This window comes from Xenorhabdus sp. BG5 (assembly GCF_015163665.1).
Classification (GTDB): Bacteria; Pseudomonadota; Gammaproteobacteria; order Enterobacterales; family Enterobacteriaceae; genus Xenorhabdus.
Genome location: NZ_JADEUG010000003.1, coordinates 24,711 through 43,186 on the forward strand (window position 1 = coordinate 24,711; position 18,476 = coordinate 43,186).

General features: G+C 44.6%; 17 protein-coding genes, 6 tRNA genes and 1 pseudogene. 4 read left to right on the forward strand and 20 right to left on the reverse strand.

Annotated elements, in window-relative coordinates:
• Nucleotides 1-14: 14 nt before the first annotated feature.
• The 10 genes from leuS to miaB all read right to left on the reverse strand — a co-directional run bounded on the left by leuS (nt 15) and on the right by miaB (nt 11,824).
• Complete coding sequence (gene leuS / locus IQ209_RS03030) at nt 15-2,597, reverse strand: leucine--tRNA ligase (protein ID WP_193848889.1); 2,583 nt, start codon at nt 2,595-2,597, stop codon at nt 15-17.
• 202 nt (nt 2,598-2,799) lie between these two features.
• Nucleotides 2,800-3,525: an amino acid ABC transporter ATP-binding protein gene (locus IQ209_RS03035; RefSeq protein WP_193848891.1), complete on the reverse strand. Its 726-nt coding sequence runs from the start codon at nt 3,523-3,525 to the stop codon at nt 2,800-2,802.
• Entirely contained in the window at nt 3,525-4,199 is a 675-nt protein-coding gene (gltK, locus tag IQ209_RS03040) for a glutamate/aspartate ABC transporter permease GltK (protein ID WP_193848892.1), read from the reverse strand. Before gltK ends, IQ209_RS03035 begins: the two co-directional genes overlap by 1 nt.
• A gap of 3 nt (nt 4,200-4,202) precedes the next feature.
• On the reverse strand, nt 4,203-4,943 hold the full coding sequence (locus IQ209_RS03045; RefSeq protein ID WP_193848894.1) for an amino acid ABC transporter permease: 741 nt from the start codon (nt 4,941-4,943) through the stop codon (nt 4,203-4,205).
• 118 nt (nt 4,944-5,061) lie between these two features.
• Complete coding sequence (locus IQ209_RS03050) at nt 5,062-5,949, reverse strand: amino acid ABC transporter substrate-binding protein (protein ID WP_193848896.1); 888 nt, start codon at nt 5,947-5,949, stop codon at nt 5,062-5,064.
• Nucleotides 5,950-6,368: 419 nt separating this feature from the next.
• Entirely contained in the window at nt 6,369-7,898 is a 1,530-nt protein-coding gene (gene lnt / locus IQ209_RS03055) for an apolipoprotein N-acyltransferase (protein ID WP_193848898.1), read from the reverse strand.
• Nucleotides 7,899-7,909: 11 nt separating this feature from the next.
• Nucleotides 7,910-8,788 carry a CNNM family magnesium/cobalt transport protein CorC gene (corC, locus tag IQ209_RS03060; RefSeq protein ID WP_193848900.1) on the reverse strand — a complete coding sequence of 293 codons (879 nt, stop codon included), beginning with the start codon at nt 8,786-8,788 and terminating at the stop codon, nt 7,910-7,912.
• 70 nt (nt 8,789-8,858) lie between these two features.
• Entirely contained in the window at nt 8,859-9,326 is a 468-nt protein-coding gene (gene ybeY, locus IQ209_RS03065; protein ID WP_193848902.1) for an rRNA maturation RNase YbeY, read from the reverse strand.
• Nucleotides 9,323-10,300 (reverse strand): PhoH family protein, encoded by a 978-nt coding sequence (locus tag IQ209_RS03070; protein WP_228005699.1) that lies wholly within the window; start codon nt 10,298-10,300, stop codon nt 9,323-9,325. Before IQ209_RS03070 ends, ybeY begins: the two co-directional genes overlap by 4 nt.
• Before the next feature lie 93 nt (nt 10,301-10,393).
• Nucleotides 10,394-11,824, reverse strand: coding sequence for a tRNA (N6-isopentenyl adenosine(37)-C2)-methylthiotransferase MiaB (gene miaB, locus IQ209_RS03075; protein WP_193848906.1), 1,431 nt, complete (start codon nt 11,822-11,824; stop codon nt 10,394-10,396).
• A 214-nt stretch (nt 11,825-12,038) separates the two neighbouring features.
• Here miaB and ubiF point away from each other — a divergent pair, with 214 nt between their 5' ends.
• Nucleotides 12,039-13,226: a 3-demethoxyubiquinol 3-hydroxylase gene (gene ubiF / locus IQ209_RS03080; RefSeq protein ID WP_193848908.1), complete on the forward strand. Its 1,188-nt coding sequence runs from the start codon at nt 12,039-12,041 to the stop codon at nt 13,224-13,226.
• Nucleotides 13,227-13,232: 6 nt separating this feature from the next.
• A complete protein-coding gene (locus tag IQ209_RS03085; protein ID WP_193848910.1) occupies nt 13,233-13,553 on the forward strand; it encodes a hypothetical protein in 321 nt (106 codons plus the stop codon).
• 127 nt (nt 13,554-13,680) lie between these two features.
• Here the strand turns inward: IQ209_RS03085 and IQ209_RS03090 are convergent, their stop codons facing one another.
• The 3 genes from IQ209_RS03090 to IQ209_RS03100 all read right to left on the reverse strand — a co-directional run bounded on the left by IQ209_RS03090 (nt 13,681) and on the right by IQ209_RS03100 (nt 15,562).
• Entirely contained in the window at nt 13,681-14,010 is a 330-nt protein-coding gene (locus IQ209_RS03090) for a type II toxin-antitoxin system RelE/ParE family toxin (RefSeq protein ID WP_193848912.1), read from the reverse strand.
• Nucleotides 13,979-14,215 carry a hypothetical protein gene (locus tag IQ209_RS03095; protein WP_193848914.1) on the reverse strand — a complete coding sequence of 79 codons (237 nt, stop codon included), beginning with the start codon at nt 14,213-14,215 and terminating at the stop codon, nt 13,979-13,981. Before IQ209_RS03095 ends, IQ209_RS03090 begins: the two co-directional genes overlap by 32 nt.
• Before the next feature lie 225 nt (nt 14,216-14,440).
• Nucleotides 14,441-15,562 carry an ISAs1 family transposase gene (locus IQ209_RS03100; RefSeq protein WP_228005691.1) on the reverse strand — a complete coding sequence of 374 codons (1,122 nt, stop codon included), beginning with the start codon at nt 15,560-15,562 and terminating at the stop codon, nt 14,441-14,443.
• Nucleotides 15,563-15,623: 61 nt separating this feature from the next.
• Here IQ209_RS03100 and IQ209_RS03105 point away from each other — a divergent pair.
• Nucleotides 15,624-15,937, forward strand: a pseudogene (locus tag IQ209_RS03105) (type II toxin-antitoxin system HigB family toxin).
• 3 nt (nt 15,938-15,940) lie between these two features.
• On the forward strand, nt 15,941-16,063 hold the full coding sequence (locus tag IQ209_RS18560; protein WP_255528746.1) for a hypothetical protein: 123 nt from the start codon (nt 15,941-15,943) through the stop codon (nt 16,061-16,063).
• A gap of 355 nt (nt 16,064-16,418) precedes the next feature.
• Here the strand turns inward: IQ209_RS18560 and IQ209_RS03115 are convergent.
• The 7 genes from IQ209_RS03115 to IQ209_RS03145 all read right to left on the reverse strand — a co-directional run bounded on the left by IQ209_RS03115 (nt 16,419) and on the right by IQ209_RS03145 (nt 18,474).
• Nucleotides 16,419-16,493: transfer RNA gene (locus IQ209_RS03115), tRNA-Gln, on the reverse strand.
• A 14-nt stretch (nt 16,494-16,507) separates the two neighbouring features.
• Nucleotides 16,508-16,584, reverse strand: a tRNA-Met gene (locus IQ209_RS03120).
• Between the two features lie 41 nt (nt 16,585-16,625).
• Nucleotides 16,626-16,700 (reverse strand) — tRNA-Gln (locus IQ209_RS03125).
• Between the two features lie 83 nt (nt 16,701-16,783).
• Nucleotides 16,784-16,858 (reverse strand) — tRNA-Gln (locus tag IQ209_RS03130).
• A 69-nt stretch (nt 16,859-16,927) separates the two neighbouring features.
• Nucleotides 16,928-17,012 (reverse strand) — tRNA-Leu (locus IQ209_RS03135).
• Between the two features lie 5 nt (nt 17,013-17,017).
• Nucleotides 17,018-17,094, reverse strand: a tRNA-Met gene (locus tag IQ209_RS03140).
• Nucleotides 17,095-17,250: 156 nt separating this feature from the next.
• Nucleotides 17,251-18,474, reverse strand: a complete 1,224-nt coding sequence (locus tag IQ209_RS03145; protein WP_193848916.1) for an ROK family protein — start codon at nt 18,472-18,474, stop codon at nt 17,251-17,253.
• Nucleotides 18,475-18,476: the final 2 nt, after the last annotated feature.

Sequence of the window (18,476 nt, forward strand, 5' to 3'; positions counted from 1 at the left end):
AGGGTCTCCTGTTATCAGCCTACAACCAGATTCAGTAACTTACCTGGAACATAGATGACTTTGCGGATACTGACGTCTTCAAGATATTTCTTCACACCGTATTCTTGCATCGCCATCTCTTGGACATACTCTTTTGTTGCCTCTGCCGCGACTGTAATGCGGCCACGAACCTTACCGTTAATTTGAATAATTACCAGTTTAGTATCGTCTATCATTGCCTGCTCATCAGCTTGTGGCCATGCCGCAGTGTCAATGTCATCCTCATTACCAAGCGCTTTCCACATGGCGAAGCAAGCATGTGGTGTAATCGGTGAAAGCATACGTACAATCGCAGTGACTGCTTCTTGCATCAGAGCGCGATCTTGCTCTGTTTCCTGTGGCGCACGAGTCAGTTTATTCATCAGCTCCATAATGGCCGCAATGGCAGTATTGAATGCTTGACGGCGACCAACATCATCAGTGACTTTCGCAATGGTTTTGTGCAAATCACGGCGCAGATCTTTCTGTTCTGTCGTCAGGTTGCTGATATCCAGTGGCTGGGTTGCCCCTTTGTTGCTGTGCTCGTAAACCAGACGCCAAACACGTTTCAGGAAGCGGTTAGCACCTTCCACGCCAGATTCTTGCCATTCCAGAGTCAGTTCTGGTGGTGCAGCGAACATCATAAACAGACGAACGGTATCTGCACCGTATTTATCGACCATAATTTGTGGATCGATACCGTTGTTCTTGGATTTCGACATCTTGCTCATGCCGGTATAAACCAGCTCATGGCCGTCTTTATCTGTTGCTTTGACAATACGGCCTTTCTCATCGCGCTCAACAATGGCATCAGCTGGAGATACCCAGACTTTCTCGCCGCTGTTGCCGGTATAGTAGAAGGCGTCAGCCAGAACCATGCCTTGGCACAGCAGGCGCTTGGCAGGTTCATCCGAGTTGACCATGCCAGCATCACGCATCAATTTATGGAAGAAACGGAAGTACATCAGGTGCATGATAGCGTGTTCAATACCACCGATGTATTGATCCACTGGCAACCAATAGTTAGCCGCTGCTGGATCCAACATGCCTTTATCATAATCTGGACAGGTATAGCGTGCGTAATACCATGAGGATTCCATAAAGGTATCAAAGGTATCAGTTTCAAGCAGTGCAGGTTGGCCGTTAATGGTCGTTTTTGCCCATTCAGGATCCGCTTTAATTGGGCTGGTGATCCCATCCATCACGACATCTTCTGGCAAAATTACCGGTAATTGATCTTCTGGAACAGGGACAACAGTGCCATCTTCCAGTGTTGCCATTGGAATTGGCGCACCCCAATAACGTTGACGAGAAACGCCCCAGTCACGCAGGCGGTAATTGACTTTACGCTGTCCGACGCCCATTGCAACCAGTTTGTCTGCGATAGCATTGAAGCCTTCTTCATGGCTCAGTCCACTGAATTCACCGGAATTGACTAGGGCATTTTTATCAGTAACCGCTGCTTCCTGAACGTTTGGTATATTGCCATCGTTGTCAAGAATAACGGCTTTTATTGGCAGGCTGTATTTAGTGGCAAATTCCCAGTCACGTTGATCGTGTCCTGGAACAGCCATTACCGCACCAGTGCCGTATTCCATCAAGACAAAGTTGGCAACCCAGATAGCGAGTTTTTCATTGGTCAATGGATGAATGACAAACATGCCTGTTGACATGCCTTTTTTCTCCATCGTTGCCATATCAGCTTCGGCAACTTTGGTATTACGGCATTCGTCGATAAATTTCACCAGTTCAGGATTATTTTCCGCCGCCTGTTTTGCCAGAGGATGACCCGCTGCTACAGCGACATAAGTTACCCCCATGAAGGTATCAGGGCGCGTGGTATAAACAGTGAGTTTTTCCTGGCTGTCAGCAACATTGAACGTGATTTCGACACCTTCAGAACGGCCAATCCAGTTGCGCTGCATGGTTTTGACCTGTTCCGGCCAATCTTCCAGTTTATCCAGATCGTTTAGCAGCTCTTCTGCGTAAGCAGTGATCTTGATGAACCATTGTGGGATCTCTTTACGCTCAACCTGGGTATCACAACGCCAGCAACAGCCATCAATCACCTGCTCATTAGCGAGAACAGTCAGGTCATGTGGACACCAGTTAACGGCGGAAGTTTTTTTGTATACCAGACCCTTTTCGTACAATTTAGTGAAGAACCACTGTTCCCAGCGATAGTATTCTGGCGTACAGGTCGTGACTTCACGATCCCAATCATAGCCAAAACCCAGTTTTTTTAACTGGTTTTTCATGTACTCAATGTTGGAATATGTCCACGGAGCTGGGGCAGTATTATTCTTGATCGCAGCGCCTTCTGCTGGCAAACCAAACGCATCCCAACCGATAGGTTGCAGTACGTTTTTGCCCAGCATGCGCTGATAACGGGAAATCACATCACCAAGGGTGTAGTTACGGACATGGCCCATATGTAGTCGGCCAGAAGGATAAGGTAGCATAGACAGGCAATAATATTTTTCTTTGTTGTTGTCTTCTGTCACTTTGAACGTTTGCTTCTCTTGCCAATGAAGCTGGACTTGTTGTTCTATGTCTTCTGGACGATATTGTTCTTGCATGGCACCGATAATCCTATGGTGAGTAATAAATAAAGCTACGCCTTTAGCGCGTTTAGTTTGTTTATGAAGTCTAAGGTTCCATAGCATAGCTGATAAGGGATAGGGGCAACAACTCTTGTTAAAGGAGGAATGCGGAAAATTACTTATTTTTAGGGGAAATTTAAGATCGGCGGCAGTCTTGCCTTCCGCCGACGAGGAAAAATCAGTGCAGAATTTTCGCCAGAAAATCGCGGGCACGCTCTGATTTCGGGTTAGCAAAGAAATCGTCTTTCTTACTGTCTTCGACAATTTTGCCTTCATCCATGAAAATAACGCGATGTGCGACTTTCTTGGCAAAACCCATCTCATGGGTGACTACCATCATGGTCATGCCTTCGTTCGCCAATTCCACCATGACATCCAGGACTTCATTAATCATTTCAGGATCAAGGGCAGAAGTAGGCTCATCAAATAGCATAGCTATCGGGTCCATGCAGAGTGCCCTGGCAATGGCAACACGTTGTTGCTGACCACCGGAGAGTTGTGCAGGGAATTTATCCGCATGGCTGGCTAATCCAACTCGCTCCAGCAGTTTTAAGCCTTTTTCAGTCGCTTCTTTCTTGTTGCGCTTTAACACTTTAACCTGAGCCAATGTCAGGTTTTCAATAATCGATAGATGAGGAAAAAGTTCAAAGTGCTGAAACACCATTCCCACCTTGGAGCGCAATTGTGCCAGATTGGTGTTCTTGTCATTGACTTTTGTGTCGTTTACTCGAATTTCACCTTGCTGGACAGGTTCAAGGCCATTGACCGTTTTTATCAGTGTGGACTTGCCGGAACCAGAAGGCCCACAGACCACGACCACTTCGCCTTTTTTGACTTCAGTTGAGCAGTCAGTAAGAACCTGAAATTGGTCATACCACTTGGATACATTTTTCAGGGAAATCATCAAACAGTCCTTTTCTTCAAATAGTTAACCAGCATAGAAGCGGAAAAACTAATCACAAAATAAACAAAGCCGGCAAACAGAACCATTTCAATTTGGGTCCCATCGCGCTCACCAATATTCGTTGCTGTACGGAAAAAATCCGCCAGACTCAATACATATACCAGAGAAGTATCCTGGAATAATACAATGCCTTGTGTCAGCAGCAATGGGATCATTGCCCGAAATGCTTGTGGCAGTATGACCAGCCGCATGCTTTGCAATTGCGTCATACCTAACGCCAGCGCAGCAGAAGATTGCCCGCGGGAAATGCTCTGAATACCTGCCCGAATTATTTCGGCGTAGTAAGCTGCTTCAAAGAGCGAAAAAGCTACCATTGCAGAAATTAAACGGATATCGGTTTTTGGTGAAATGCCTAGAATATTTTGTAATAAGTTAGGCACAATCAGATAAAACCACAGTAATACCATCACCAGCGGAACTGAGCGGAACAGGTTAACATATAGGGCAGCAAACCAGTTCAATGCCTTGATGGATGAGAGGCGCATCATCGCCAGAATGGTTCCCCAGACAATGCCTATGATAACGGCTGTCACGGTAATTTTTGCCGTTATCAACAATCCATCCAGAAGGAAGGGCAAACTTGGTACAATCGAACTCCAGTCAAACTGATACATTTCTTATCGCCCTCCCATATTGCCGGGTAAACGTACTTTTTTCTCCAGTATGCTCATGGCAAGCATAATCACCAGGTTGATACCCACATAAGCCAATGTGATCGCGGTGAATGATTCATAGGCGTGAGCAGAATAATCCAGCAATTTATTGGCCTGAGCAGCCATATCAACCAACCCGATTGTGGAAGCAATGGCAGAGTTCTTCACCAAATTGAGCATTTCCGAGGTCATTGGGGGAATTATCACTCGGTAGGCGTTTGGCAGCAGAACGTGACGGTAGGTTTGTGGCAAGGTTAAGCCCATTGCCAGACCTGCGGCTTTTTGCCCCCTTGGGAGCGACTGGATTGCCGCGCGAACTTGCTCGCATACGCGGGCAGCGGTGAATAACCCTAAGCAGATGACTGAGGAGATAAAAAATTGGATATTGGGATCCAGCTCCATTTTGAACCAATCACTCAAATTTTTGGGCAGGAATTCAGGAACCACCAGATACCAAGTAAAAAATTGGACAATAAGAGGAACGTTGCGAAATAACTCTACATAACAGGTTCCAAGCCCGGAAAGGAACTTATTCGGAACTGTACGGAGAATACCGAACAATGAGCCGACAAGGAATGCAATGATCCAGGCACAGGCGGAAAGTGCCACCGTTACCTGAAAACCCGAAATAAGCCACCCCAAATAGGTGGTATTACCAAAAGGGGCGGCTTGTAAAAAGATGCCCCAATCCCAATTAGCGGACATAATCGAACTCCCTGATATGGGGTTAGCTGTCATTCATCGAATTTAAATCTGGAAAAAAATGAGGTAGGGAACGACTACCTCATACCCGTCTTGCCAATCAAATCGGGATTTTGGTTGATTAATTCAATGCCTTATCGTTTGGTGATTTAAACAAAGCTTTCATTTCATCTGACATAGAGAAGTTTAAATTTAGCTTCTTAGGTGGAATGGGTTCTTTAAACCAGCGATCAAACATTTTTTCTGCTTCACCGGAGGTTTGTGTTTTGGTAATAACGTTATCAATCAATTTCTTGAATTGAAGATCATCTTTGCGCAGCATACAGCCGTATGCTTCTTCCGATTGTGGTTTGCCAACAATGATCCATTGGTCGGGTTTTTTCGCTTTTGCGCGTTCACCGGCGAGTAAGGCATCGTCCATCATAAAGGCGACAGCACGGCCTGATTCCAGGGTACGGAATGAATCACCGTGGTCTTTGGCACTGATGATACGCATTTTCATTTGCTTTTCATCATTGAGCTTATTTAACAAAATTTCAGAAGTTGTGCCGGAAGTCACAACGACATTTTTTCCTGCCAGATCATCAAATCCCTTGATGCCTGAATCTTTTTTGGTCAGCAGGCGAGTACCGACGGAAAAGATGGTATTGGAGAATGCCGCTTGTTTCTGTCGTTCAATGTTGTTGGTAGTAGAACCACATTCAAAATCGAAAGTACCGTTTTGTAGTAGGGGAATGCGGTTCTGGGAGGTAATCGGGATCAGCTTAACTTGCAAATTAGGCATATCCAGTTTTTTCTTGACGGCTTCAACGATCTGGTTGGAATAATCTTGGGAATAACCCACGACGTTTTGTTGATTATCGTAATAAGAGAATGGAACCGAAGATTCTCGGTGTCCAACAACGATAATGCCATTGTCTTTGATTTTTTTCAGTGTTCCTGTCAATTCCTCAGCATGGGCAACCCCGACTGCGCTAAGCAACATCATGGTTAACATCAACTTACGCATATACAGCTCCTTTATCTGGTTATTTTTCGTGAAATTGGATTTTCTTACAGATAATTGTGTTTCTGCATGTTTCTACATAAATAAGACTGCCGAAACGATTTTTCTGGTTCCCTTGTTTATGTTCTGTAAAAAAATAATTCATAATGTTACTTTTTTGAAACCATAATGTTTCTGTTTCGAGACCCACATCGCACTATAAATAAACAATTTCATTTATGTGTGATTAAAAAGTGAATAATATTGAATGCTGTTCACACTTTGCGCCATTCAAAGTAATGTTCTGTTTTGGTGGGTATTTTATGGTGAAATATGTGATGAATTTTTGTTATTTCGGTGATGAAATCGATGATTAAATAAAATCAAGGCATAAGTAATATGCCCTGATCACTATTAACGTTTAATTATAAGAAAATAGAAAATTAAGTTTTGCGGCGTTTTTCTATCCAAGCAAAGATGAAAAACAGGGCACTTGCTCCCCATATTGGCCAATTGCCGAAGCGAAAATAAGGTGTTATCCCTGTGGCTGGGGTTACTTTGGTTTCCAATACCTGTCGGGTAAATTGTGGAAGTTCAGCCTGAATGGAGCCATCCGGGTTGATTACTGCTGTAACACCATTATTTGTTCCTCTTAGCAGAGGACGTCCCAGTTCAAGAGCGCGCATCCGTGCCATTTGGAAATGTTGCCAAGGGCCAATGGAACGTCCAAACCAGGCATCATTAGAAACAGTCAGGAGGAACTCGGTGTCAGGTTTGAAATTATCACGCACCTGTTCACCCAAAATAATTTCGTAGCAGATAGCGGCAGTAATGTTGTGCCCGGCAACAGAAAGTTGAGGCTGGATGTAATTACCTTGGCTAAAAGAAGACATCGGCAAATTGAATAAAGGTGCCAGTGGCCGCAGTATTGATGCCAATGGCACGAACTCACCAAACGGTACCAGATGATGTTTATCGTAGCGGGTTGGTGCTGGGTATTGGTAAGGTATCTTATCCCCTAATACGATGATGCTGTTATAGAATTTATAGCCTTCCAACGTCGGTCGGGCGTCCACAATGCCAGTGATCAAGCTGGTATTATGTTTTCTCAGCACGGTATCCAGTTTAGTCAGAAAATCACTCTGGTTATATTCATAATCAGGAATAGCAGATTCCGGCCAGATGATGATTGGCGTTTTACCAATGAAGGGGCGACTGTTATCCAAATAGATATCCAGTGTTTTCCCAAGAGCGGTGGACTCCCACTTAATGGCTTGGGGAATATTACCTTGAACCAACGCAATATCAGTGGCTTTTTCTGGTTGTAGGGTATACCACGGGTAGTGCCTCATTGGCCACGGTAACAGTAGCAGGATAATGGCTAAAATAGCTGCGGAAATTTTTTTCTGGGTAACAGCAACAACCAGCAATCCGCTGATCATCATCAGTAAGAAGGTAATACCTTCTACACCCAGAATAGGCGCAATGGCTTTCATCGGGCCATCAATTTGGCTGTAACCAAATTGTAACCACGGAAACCCAGATAACACCCAACCACGCAAGGATTCTGTCAATTGCCACAGCGCTGGACTGGCTATAACCAGCCTGATGCTATTAGAAGCCGGAAAAAAGCGGTTCAATACACCAGTAAATAAAGCGGGATAAAGGGCAAGATAGGCAGATAGCAAGATCACCAAAAAGATATTGATAGCGGTTGGCATGCCACCAAAGTCAGCGATACTGACATAAACCCAGTTTGCGCCACTGCCAAACAAACCAAGGCCCCAGCATAAACCAATAAAGCAAGCTTGGCGGGTTGTTCTGTTCAAGGAAAGGATTTGCAGGCCAAAAAGGGAAACAAGGGCAGCAGGCCAGAAATCAAAAGGTGAAAAAGCCAGCGTTCCACTGGCTCCGAAGAAAAGTGCCAGCACGGCACGTAACCGCTGGCAACTCATTAATGAGGCTTTGTTCATCCAGATCCTATTTATTGTTTATCAAGGCCAGGAACATCAGCATCATCCGGTATTTTTACATGAACCTGAATGATTTTACGGCTATCAGACATTGCCACTTTGAAAAGGTAACCATCAATGGTGATGGATTCCCCACGTGAAGGCAGATGTCCAAATGCCTGCATGACTAGCCCACCAATAGTATCAACCTCTTCATCGCTGAAATTAGTGCCAAAAACGTCATTAAAATCCTCGATTTGAGTCAACGCCCGAACTGAATAGGAGTGGCGACTTAGGGTACGAATATTGTTATCTTCATCATCATCGTATTCGTCTTCTATTTCCCCCACAATCAGTTCAAGAATATCCTCAATGGTGACCAGCCCCGAAACGCCGCCAAATTCGTCGATCACAATCGCCATATGGTAGCGTTGGGAACGGAATTCTTTCAGCAGGCGGTCAACACGTTTACTTTCCGGCACGACAACAGCCTGACGAAGGACTTTATCAATGCTGAAAGGTTCTGCATTTGTACGCATGAAGGGTAGCAGATCTTTTGCCATTAATATGCCTTCGATGTGATCTTTGTCTTCGCTGATCACAGGAAAGCGTGAGTGGGCCGAGTCGATAATAACATCCAGACATTCGTCCAGAGATTGGTTGCTTTTTAAGGTAACGATCTGTGAGCGTGGGATCATAATGTCACGCACGCGTTGATCAGCAATATCCATGACACCTTCGAGCATCTCGCGGGTATCGGGATCGATTAGGTCGTTCTGCTCAGAATCACGGATCAGTTCAACCAAATCATCACGGTTTTTCGGTTCACCGTGAAAAAGCTGATTAAGAAGTGCAAAAAAGCCTTTCTTAGGGCCAGGGTTATCGTTACTTGAAGGATGGTCGTCGCTCATGGCGTTTTAATGAAAATTTCCCATATAAAATCGTAGACTGTTATGTTTAACATAAAAATGTTAGCAATGGTTATTCTTTTTCCGCGAGGTAGGGATCAGAATAACCCATTTTTTTTAGGATCTCTGTTTCCAGAGCTTCCATTTCTTCCGCTTCATCGTCTTCAATATGATCATATCCCAGAAGATGAAGGCTGCCGTGAACCACCATATGTGCCCAGTGTTCTTCGACAATTTTTTGTTGCTCATCTGCCTCTTTTTCAACAACTTGACGACAGATAATTAAATCACCGAGTAAGGGTAATTCAACTTCAGGTGGAGCTTCAAATGGGAAAGATAACACATTAGTTGGTTTATCTTTCCCACGATAAGTGAGGTTTAAATCGTGGCTTTCTGCCTCATCGACCAGGCGAATAGTTACTTCACTTTCGGCCAGAAATTGTGGCAAAACACTTTCCAGCCAGCGTTGGAAAAGAGCTTCTTCAGGAAGCCCTTCGGGGTTTTCACATGCAATTTGCAAATCTAATATGACTGAACTCATCGTGCTTCCTGTTTGCGTTTCTCATTGAGCGCTTTTTTGCGTTCCTGTTCCGCCGCTTCCCATGCTTCATAGGCGATAACCACTTTTGCTACCACCGGATGGCGAACAACGTCTTCACTATGTAAGAAGTTAAAACTCAGGTCATCAACATCAGATAACACTTCTATTGCATGACTCAGGCCTGATTTTTGACCTCTTGGCAGGTCAATCTGAGTTACGTCACCAGTAATGACGGCTTTAGAATTAAAACCAATACGGGTCAGGAACATTTTCATCTGTTCAATGGTCGTATTCTGGCTTTCGTCAAGAATAATAAAGGCATCATTGAGGGTACGTCCACGCATATAAGCCAATGGTGCCACTTCAATAACGTTTCTTTCGATCAGCTTCTCAACTTTTTCAAATCCCATCATCTCAAACAGGGCATCATAAAGCGGACGTAGATAAGGATCGACTTTCTGGCTGAGATCACCAGGCAAAAAGCCCAGTTTTTCGCCGGCTTCAACCGCAGGACGGGTTAGCAGGATACGGCGGATTTCCTGACGTTCCAGTGCATCAACCGCCGCGGCAACAGCCAAATACGTTTTCCCTGTACCCGCAGGCCCAACCCCGAACGTGATATCGTGATCAAGGATGTTAGCGATATATTGCGCCTGATTGGGAGTTCGGGGTTTTACAACACCCCGTTTAGTTTTGATATTGACGGCCTTGCCATACTCAGGAACGCTTTCTGCTGCTTGTTCCAGCACCCGGCTTTCAGTAATAGCGAGGTGAACCTGTTCAGGCTCAAGATCAGGTATCACGCCGCGTATAGGAGCGGTTTCGATATAAAGGTGACGTAGGATCCCTGCGGCTGCATTAACACACAATGGTTTACCTGCCAGTTTGAAACGGTTATCACGGCGATTGATTTCAATGCCCAAACGACGCTCAAGTTGTTTCAGATTATCATCAAATGGTCCACACAGGCTCATCAGTCGTTGATTGTCTGCGGGTTCCAGAAAGATTTCTTGGGTTGTTACTTGTGGGTTTATTTGTGTCACTGATTATCTCTATGTTAGGGCCTGTTAAGGCTGATAAAAGCCAACACCGATCTCATCTTCCTTGCGAGTACGGGCAATGACTGATTCAGGTGACTCATGGATGCGCAGATCCATATCATCTTCAGTACGGATGACTTTACCACGCAGGGAGTTGGCGTATACGTCAACAATGTCGACATCAACAAATTTACCAATCATGTCAGGCGTTCCCTCAAAGTTAACCACGCGGTTATTTTCGGTACGGCCAGAGAGTTCCATGATATTTTTGCGTGATGGGCCTTCAACCAGAATGCGTTGTGTGCTGCCAAGCATTGCGCGGCTGTAGCTCATGGCCTGCTGGTTAATACGTTGCTGGAGCAGGTACAAGCGCTGTTTCTTTTCATCTTCACTGACATCATCTGGTAAATCGGCCGCGGGTGTTCCTGGGCGTGCTGAATAGATGAAGCTAAAACTCATGTCGAAGTTAACATCGGCAATGAGTTTCATCGTTTTTTCAAAATCATCCTGTGTTTCACCTGGGAAACCGATGATGAAGTCAGAACTGATCAGAATATCAGGGCGTGCTTTACGTAAACGGCGAATAATGCCTTTGTATTCTAGTGCAGTATGGGCGCGTTTCATCAGGGTAAGAATGCGATCAGAACCACTCTGGACTGGCAGATGCAGGAAGCTCACTAACTCAGGAGTATCTTCGTAGACTGCAATAATGTCGTCAGTAAATTCAATGGGATGGCTGGTCGTGAAGCGGATGCGGTCGATACCGTCAATAGCTGCAACCAGACGCAACAGTTCTGCAAATGTGCAGATACCACCATCAAACGTTGCGCCGCGATAGGCATTAACGTTTTGACCGAGCAGATTAACTTCACGTACACCTTGCGCAGCAAGTTGGGCAATTTCGAATAAAATATCATCACAAGGACGGCTGACTTCTTCCCCGCGGGTGTAAGGTACAACGCAGAATGTGCAGTACTTATTGCAGCCTTCCATGATGGAAACGAATGCTGTTGGGCCTTCGGCACGAGGCTCTGGCAGACGGTCAAATTTTTCAATTTCAGGGAAACTGATGTCAACAATTGGGCTGCGGGTGCCTTTGACATGATTAATCATCTCGGGCAGGCGGTGCAGGGTTTGTGGCCCGAAAATAATATCGACGCTAGGTGAGCGTTGGCGAATGTAATCCCCTTCCTGGGAAGCAACACAACCCCCCACACCGATAATGATTTCAGGATTTTTATCTTTCAGGCCCTTCCAGCGGCCAAGTTGGTGAAAGACTTTTTCCTGAGCCTTTTCACGGATTGAACAAGTATTCAGGAGTAAGATATCTGCTTCTTCGGCGACATCGGTTAACTGATAACCGTGCGTGGTTTCCAGCAAGTCGGCCATCTTGGATGAATCGTATTCATTCATCTGACAGCCCCAGGTTTTGATATACAGTTTTTTTATCGTCGACATTTTGTTGTATCCGGTGTTTCCAGTGGAATGATGCTTCAACACTGAAAAGCGCAATATATTGCATAATATTGCACGTAGTGTATTTAGCATAATATTGTTGGCTATTGTAGTCATTTGAGGCACCAGTGACCAGACTGTAACAGCGGATATTCTCAGCCGGAAAGGGAAAATTCCGGTAGACTGTTTTAATCAATAAGTTAATGACGTGATGAATATGAATAATCCACAACAAAAATTCGATATCGTTGTCGTTGGCGCAGGTATGATTGGTGCGGCGACAGCATTGGGATTGGCGCAGGAAGGTTGGCGTGTTGCATTATTGGAGCACCAGCTTCCCGCACTTTATGATGCAGAGAGTGAACCTGATGTTCGTATATCTGCGATCAGCTGTGCTTCGGTGGATTTATTGAAACAATTGGGAGCATGGGAAAACGTATTGCAAATGCGCAGTGCTCCTTATCGAAAGCTGGAAACATGGGAGCAAAATGATTCGAACGTCATTTTCGACGCTGAAAGTTTGAGGCTGCCAGAGTTAGGGTATATGGTTGAAAATCGTGTCTTGCAACTGGCATTGTGGCAGGAATTTGAACGTTATCCAAACCTGACATTGATTTGCCCCACGGTTTTGCAATCTATGCAGCGTCAGCATGAGAATAAAACGTGGTTGGTGACGTTGGAAGATGGCACGGAAATTAACACACGACTGATTATTGGTGCAGATGGTGCCCGCTCTCAAGTCCGTCAATTGGCGGGTATTGGCAGTAACGGGTGGCAATATCGCCAGTCATGTATGCTGATAACCGTCAAGACTGATCAGCCTCAACAAGATACAACGTGGCAACAATTTTTTTCTTCTGGCCCCAGGGCTTTCCTGCCGTTGTTTGATCAATGGGCTTCTTTGGTTTGGTACGATTCTCCCGCACGTATTCGTCAATTGCAGTCGATGACGATGGCACAACTTGAACGAGAAATTTTTCAGGCATTTCCTGCCCGCTTAGGTAAAGTTACCCCGATTGCTGCGGGTTCATTTCCACTGACTCGTCATCATGCCAGCCATTACGTACAAGAAGGGTTGGTTCTGCTGGGAGACGCGGCTCATACCATCAATCCGTTGGCAGGGCAGGGAGTGAATTTAGGTTATCGGGATGTTGATGTGTTACTCAAGGTATTAACCAATGCTAAGGAATTGTTGGAAGAGTGGGATTCTTTGCCAGTCTTGATGCGTTATCAACGTCGCAGAATGCCGGATAATTTGGTGATGCAGGCAGGAATGGATTTTTTCCATACCACATTCAGTCATGATTTGCCGGGGTTAAAAACGGTACGAAATCTGGCATTAATGGCCGCGCAGCGTTCAAGAGTCATGAAAAATCTTGCTCTGAAATATGCATTGGGGTTGTGATGGATATTGTCTCCTATTAGCCCCTTATGGGGCTATTTGGTTGGTTTGGCGGAAACCATGGAACTAGCAAAAAATGCCTACCCCAAAACGGGTGGCGTCGTGGGCGAACATGTCGATGTTGAGGGGTACATTAAATCCGGTGCGGGTTATGATGTTGTGTCTGGACGTGATATTTGGACGAAAAATAATATTTGGGAAAACGGACAGCGCGTCTACAGTCCGAACAATAAACCCAACCCGGAGGAAATCGGCGCACAACCTGCGGGCAACTACCAGCCTGCCAGGGATTATCTTCAACCAGCAACTTATCATGCCGCCATATCTTGAAATTCACGGAATCAGCAGTGTTATTTTCAGTTAAACCTGAAATTGTCACCTTTAACTTTTTCATTGTGTGATCCCTAACTTTTATTGCGGGAAAACAAAAAGGCCACGCCATGCGCAGCCTTGTGTATTATTTGATAAACTTCAGATCGTCTTTCTTGTGTCGCTTTTGTTCCTGATAGAAATTTTCATGAGGACCCACATTTAACAGGTAAAGCTCTATTTTCTCTTCAACCCAGTGATAACCAAGCAATATTAACTGATTATTTAATTGAAACCTGTGAACACGAAGAAAACTCAAATCACCTTTCTTTTGTTCGCCAATTTCAGGGTTGTCGATAATTTTTTCTATCTCATCTTCCACGATAGCAAGAAGATTTTCAGGTAACTTAGATAATGCCTTAGAGAAACGCCTTGTTTCATAAACGTCAATCTTGGGACTTTTTTGTCCTTCTGACATAACGCGACACCTTACCATTATCGACTTCGCTTTTCGCCAGTAAGACATCAAGGATAAAAGAGTATGGTACATCCGGGTTATCTTCGGCAATGCTGCCTATTTTTGCCCAGTGTTCTATCTGCTTTGGCACACTCCTGCTTGATGCTTCTGCGTGAATTTTTACCTCATTCACAAAGTCATCATCTAAACGAATGCTAATAGCCATTTGAGTAGCCTCTCGGGTATTGTGTTACATGCGGTGTGAAACGCATACGCCTTCGGAAGCGCACTTATAATATGCACCATTTTGTTGTATTACGCAATCTTTTGTCGCGTTATATATTCTCCAATTCAAGCGTATTAGCTGGATAAACATAATACGCTTACTAGCTACTTGCATAAGTCCCAAATTGGGACTGGCGTCAGGGGTTACGCATGAAATTTTGGTAGGCTAAAATTGATTAAATAACAGCGCTTCCATATAGCTATTATCCCACCCGGCTGATTTCCTTCGGGCACTCAAACTCAGTTTACTGTTGGTATCTCGTTTCACGATATTGAGCGCCATTTTACGTAATTGGGCAAATATTCTTGTGGCGATCCGCTCTCTCATCCGTGAATCATTTTCTCGAAAAGTGACATCCAGTACCCAGTGTACACTATTTTCTATAGCCCAATGCTTTCGTATGGCATTTAACTGAAAGGCGGGAGAATCATGGCAACTGCTTAGATAATAACGAAAATCAGAGGTCACTTTGTCAGAATAATGTTCTTGTCGTATCGTTTCTGTGACCAGAAGGGCCTGAATATCTGGCCAGGAACCTAAGTGTTTTGTTTCTGATGTCAGTGGCAGAACCCATCCACGTCGTCTGACGGTACGTCCATGGCTATCATCGAATTCATCATGGTCAGGTTTAAGGTAAGGCTTTTGGGTTATCTGTTGTTGTTGAAAATAGTTAACAGCTTCCGAAATGGTTTTTCCCTGATTGCCTTTAAGGGACAAAATATAATCGGCTTCACTCTCGCATAATTGCTGAGCAATCGTGCGTTGGCACCCCATCGCATCAATCGTAACGAGATGCCCTTTCAATGAAAGCATCGATAATAATGTGGGGATAGCCTTAATTTCGTTTGATTTTCCGTCTACGGCACACTGACATAAACTGATCCCTTTCTCAACCGAGAATGCACTCACCACATGTAATGGGCTTTGTTCAATTTTCTTATCAAACGAATGGCGTAAACTTTTACCATCAATCGCAATGATCGCCCGCTTTTTTGAAGAAACATCATGAGAAACCCACTGATAAAAATGACGTTCAAAGAGGTCCGGATTTAATAAACTGAAACAGCGCCGAAAAGTATCATGTGACGGAATACCGCCTTTGAGCGGAAGAAATGAACTCAGCCAATCCTTTTTTAGCTGACCGTACTGTTCAATATCGGTCCAGGCGTTAGCGCCGGCAATGACAGCGCATACCGCGATCACTAAGATATCAATAAAGCAGTGTTTGACCTTTCCCTGACAACGTGGATCTGGAAAATCAGAAAAAACATCCACTAATTCTTTCATCAGCGCCCCTTTAAAAATGAACTCATTATCTACTAAATATTTTCATGCGTAACCCCTGGGACTGGCGTGCTTTTATGAAAATAAATCCGTTGCATCATTAAAAACGTTTTGGGAAAAATACCCCGATGCAGAACAACCACTAAGGGCTTGGTTTGACGAGGCCAAAAAAGCCTCCTGGAAAACACCTGCTGAAATTAAAGCGCAATACCGCAATACGAGTATCTTGAAAAATAATCGCGTAGTATTCAACATCAAGGGGAACGACTACGTCTGATAGTTTCCATCTTTTACTCCACAGGCTGGGTGTACGTAAAATTCATCGGTACACACAAACAGTACGATGCCATAGATGCTAACACCGTAGAGCCGGAGTGAACAATGAACATTAGAACAGAAAGCGATTATCAAAAAGCATTAAAAACTATTGCCTCACTATTTGATAATCAAGGTGTTATGGAATTACACAATGGGTTGATTTGCGCAGTAAAAACGGGTAGCTGACTGCTGGATGCATTGAAATTCAACAAATTATTAGTTCAATAAATGTGCAAAATGATAGTTTGGAGGAATATGAGAACGGATGAGGGAAATGTATACAGATGCCGGAAGATTCGGTGTGGAATTTGAGTCAGGGGGAGGTAGATCTATAATTTCAGTTGTATAAAATTACAAATCCAAATTTATTAGATTATCTAATTGGTGAGAGGGTGGGAAAATTTATTTTTATGAGATAAATGCGAAAAAATCACCCTTAATGGCGGCTTGTATATCAAAGAATATTCTACCTGTATATTCTTTCTCTATTCTTTTTCTGCTCTTTTTCAATTCGCTACATCATGTAACTCGTTGATAAATCTGGCTGGGGTACCAGGATTCGAACCTGGGAATGCCGGAATCAGAATCCGGTGCCTTACCGCTTGGCGATACCCCAACTGAACTTTAAAATGGTGGCTACGACGGGAATCGAACCTGTGACCCCAGCATTATGAGTGCTGTGCTCTAACCAGCTGAGCTACGTAGCCATTTACGATAAACGTAATATTTTTGATAATTCTCAATAAGATGGCTGGGGTACCTGGATTCGAACCAGGGAATGCCAGGATCAAAACCTGGTGCCTTACCGCTTGGCGATACCCCACCTGAGTGTTATCAATGCAGCCTTTGTTATCCCCAGAATGCGCAATCAACCTTATACCGTTTTAATTCATTGTTTCAGTTAAATGGCTGGGGTACCTGGATTCGAACCAGGGGATGCCAGGATCAAAACCTGGTGCCTTACCGCTTGGCGATACCCCACCTGAAACAACACACTAAAACTTAAAATTGTTACTAAAACATATTCTAAGTAAAACCCGATAAAGAAAATGGTGCGGGAGGCGAGACTTGAACTCGCACACCTTGCGGCGCCAGAACCTAAATCTGGTGCGTCTACCAATTTCGCCACTCCCGCAAAGATGGTGGCTACGACGGGAATCGAACCTGTGACCCCAGCATTATGAGTGCTGTGCTCTAACCAGCTGAGCTACGTAGCCATCTTTTTTTCGCTTTGCCTTCATCGGCGGTGCGGGGCGCATTATGCGTATATCAGACAGATGCGTCAACTGCTTTTTTAAAGAAATATGCACAAAATCGTTTGTTTGTTTGTCTTATAAGCGTTTTGTCGACAAAGTCAGCTAAAACGGTTGAAATTATCCGCCAAGAAGATGTTGCAACAGTACACCATTAAGCATTGCACGTTTCGTTAGGGCGAATGCCCCAATCGCTGAACAGTGATTTAGCTCAGAAATCACCACGGGGAGGTCTTCACGGAATGCTTTTAATACCTGGGTATTGATGCTGCTTTTGATAGTCGGCAGCAATACTTGTTCTGCTTCAGTGATTTCTCCGGCAATTACCACCTTCTGAGGATTAAACAGGTTAATCGCGATTGAGATAGCCTTGCCAAGATAGAGCCCTACATGTCTGATGACTTCTGTGGCAAGGGGATCGCCCGCATTGGCTGCAAGGCAAATTGCATGGATATTGCAATTATTCAAGGCCAGCTGACTTGGGAACCCTTGGCGTAATTGTTGTTGTACTTTAGCTTCGATTGCTGAGTTGGCAGCGATAGTCTCCAGACAACCAAAATTACCGCAATGGCAGCGTTCACCGAGAGGATCGATTTGGATATGGCCTATTTCACCCAGATTGCCGCGTTTGTTGAGCAAAATGTTGTTATTAACAATGACACCAGCCCCTGTACCGCGATGGATGCGTACCAGAATGGAATCTTCACAATCGCGTGTTGCGCCGAAATAATTTTCGGCCAATGCCAGGCTGCGAATATCATGACCAATAAAGCAGAAGGTATTAAAATGATCTTTGAGGTTTTTAACCAGAGGCCAGTTATCTACCTTAATGTGTGGCATATAGCGGATAATGCCAAGTTCAGGATCAACCAGACCGGGAAGAATAACTGAAATTGCGATCAACTCACGGATCCGGCGCTGGTTTTTGTTGATGAAACTTTCAACGGCGTGAATAACTCGTTTCTCGACTTCCTGCTGACTATTTTCCCTTACGGGGTAGTGTGCTTCCGCTAACGTCTTGCCACTCATATCGAACAGCGCCACCGTTGCATCATGGCGCCCAAGCCGGACGCCAATCGTATGGAAATGGCGTGTTTCGCTAATTATGGAGATTGCACGTCTTCCGCCGGTGGAAGCCTGATGTTCGACTTCTTTTATCAGACCCCTCTCCAGCAACTGACGAGTAATTTTGGTTACACTGGCAGGAGCAAGCTGGCTTTCTTCTGCGATTTGGATGCGTGATATTGGCCCATGCTGATCAATCAGGCGATAGACCACAGCACTATTTAGCTGTTTGACGAGATCAATATTACCAATTTGCTTCTGTGCGTTCTCATTACTCATCA

Bases quoted from the DNA above. Each gene is read 5' to 3' on its own strand.
- lnt (WP_193848898.1), bottom strand. From the start codon at position 7,898: ATGAACAAAGCCTCATTAATGAGTTGCCAGCGGTTACGTGCCGTGCTG.
- IQ209_RS03100 (WP_228005691.1), bottom strand. From the start codon at position 15,562: ATGAAAGAATTAGTGGATGTTTTTTCTGATTTTCCAGATCCACGTTGT.
- gltK (WP_193848892.1), bottom strand. From the start codon at position 4,199: ATGTATCAGTTTGACTGGAGTTCGATTGTACCAAGTTTGCCCTTCCTT.
- ubiF (WP_193848908.1), top strand. From the start codon at position 12,039: ATGAATAATCCACAACAAAAATTCGATATCGTTGTCGTTGGCGCAGGT.
- IQ209_RS03145 (WP_193848916.1), bottom strand. From the start codon at position 18,474: ATGAGTAATGAGAACGCACAGAAGCAAATTGGTAATATTGATCTCGTC.
- ybeY (WP_193848902.1), bottom strand. From the start codon at position 9,326: ATGAGTTCAGTCATATTAGATTTGCAAATTGCATGTGAAAACCCCGAA.
- IQ209_RS03050 (WP_193848896.1), bottom strand. From the start codon at position 5,949: ATGCGTAAGTTGATGTTAACCATGATGTTGCTTAGCGCAGTCGGGGTT.
- IQ209_RS18560 (WP_255528746.1), top strand. From the start codon at position 15,941: ATGAACATTAGAACAGAAAGCGATTATCAAAAAGCATTAAAAACTATT.
- IQ209_RS03045 (WP_193848894.1), bottom strand. From the start codon at position 4,943: ATGTCCGCTAATTGGGATTGGGGCATCTTTTTACAAGCCGCCCCTTTT.
- IQ209_RS03035 (WP_193848891.1), bottom strand. From the start codon at position 3,525: ATGATTTCCCTGAAAAATGTATCCAAGTGGTATGACCAATTTCAGGTT.
- IQ209_RS03095 (WP_193848914.1), bottom strand. From the start codon at position 14,215: ATGGCTATTAGCATTCGTTTAGATGATGACTTTGTGAATGAGGTAAAA.
- corC (WP_193848900.1), bottom strand. From the start codon at position 8,788: ATGAGCGACGACCATCCTTCAAGTAACGATAACCCTGGCCCTAAGAAA.
- IQ209_RS03070 (WP_228005699.1), bottom strand. From the start codon at position 10,300: ATGAGCCTGTGTGGACCATTTGATGATAATCTGAAACAACTTGAGCGT.
- leuS (WP_193848889.1), bottom strand. From the start codon at position 2,597: ATGCAAGAACAATATCGTCCAGAAGACATAGAACAACAAGTCCAGCTT.
- IQ209_RS03090 (WP_193848912.1), bottom strand. From the start codon at position 14,010: ATGTCAGAAGGACAAAAAAGTCCCAAGATTGACGTTTATGAAACAAGG.
- miaB (WP_193848906.1), bottom strand. From the start codon at position 11,824: ATGTCGACGATAAAAAAACTGTATATCAAAACCTGGGGCTGTCAGATG.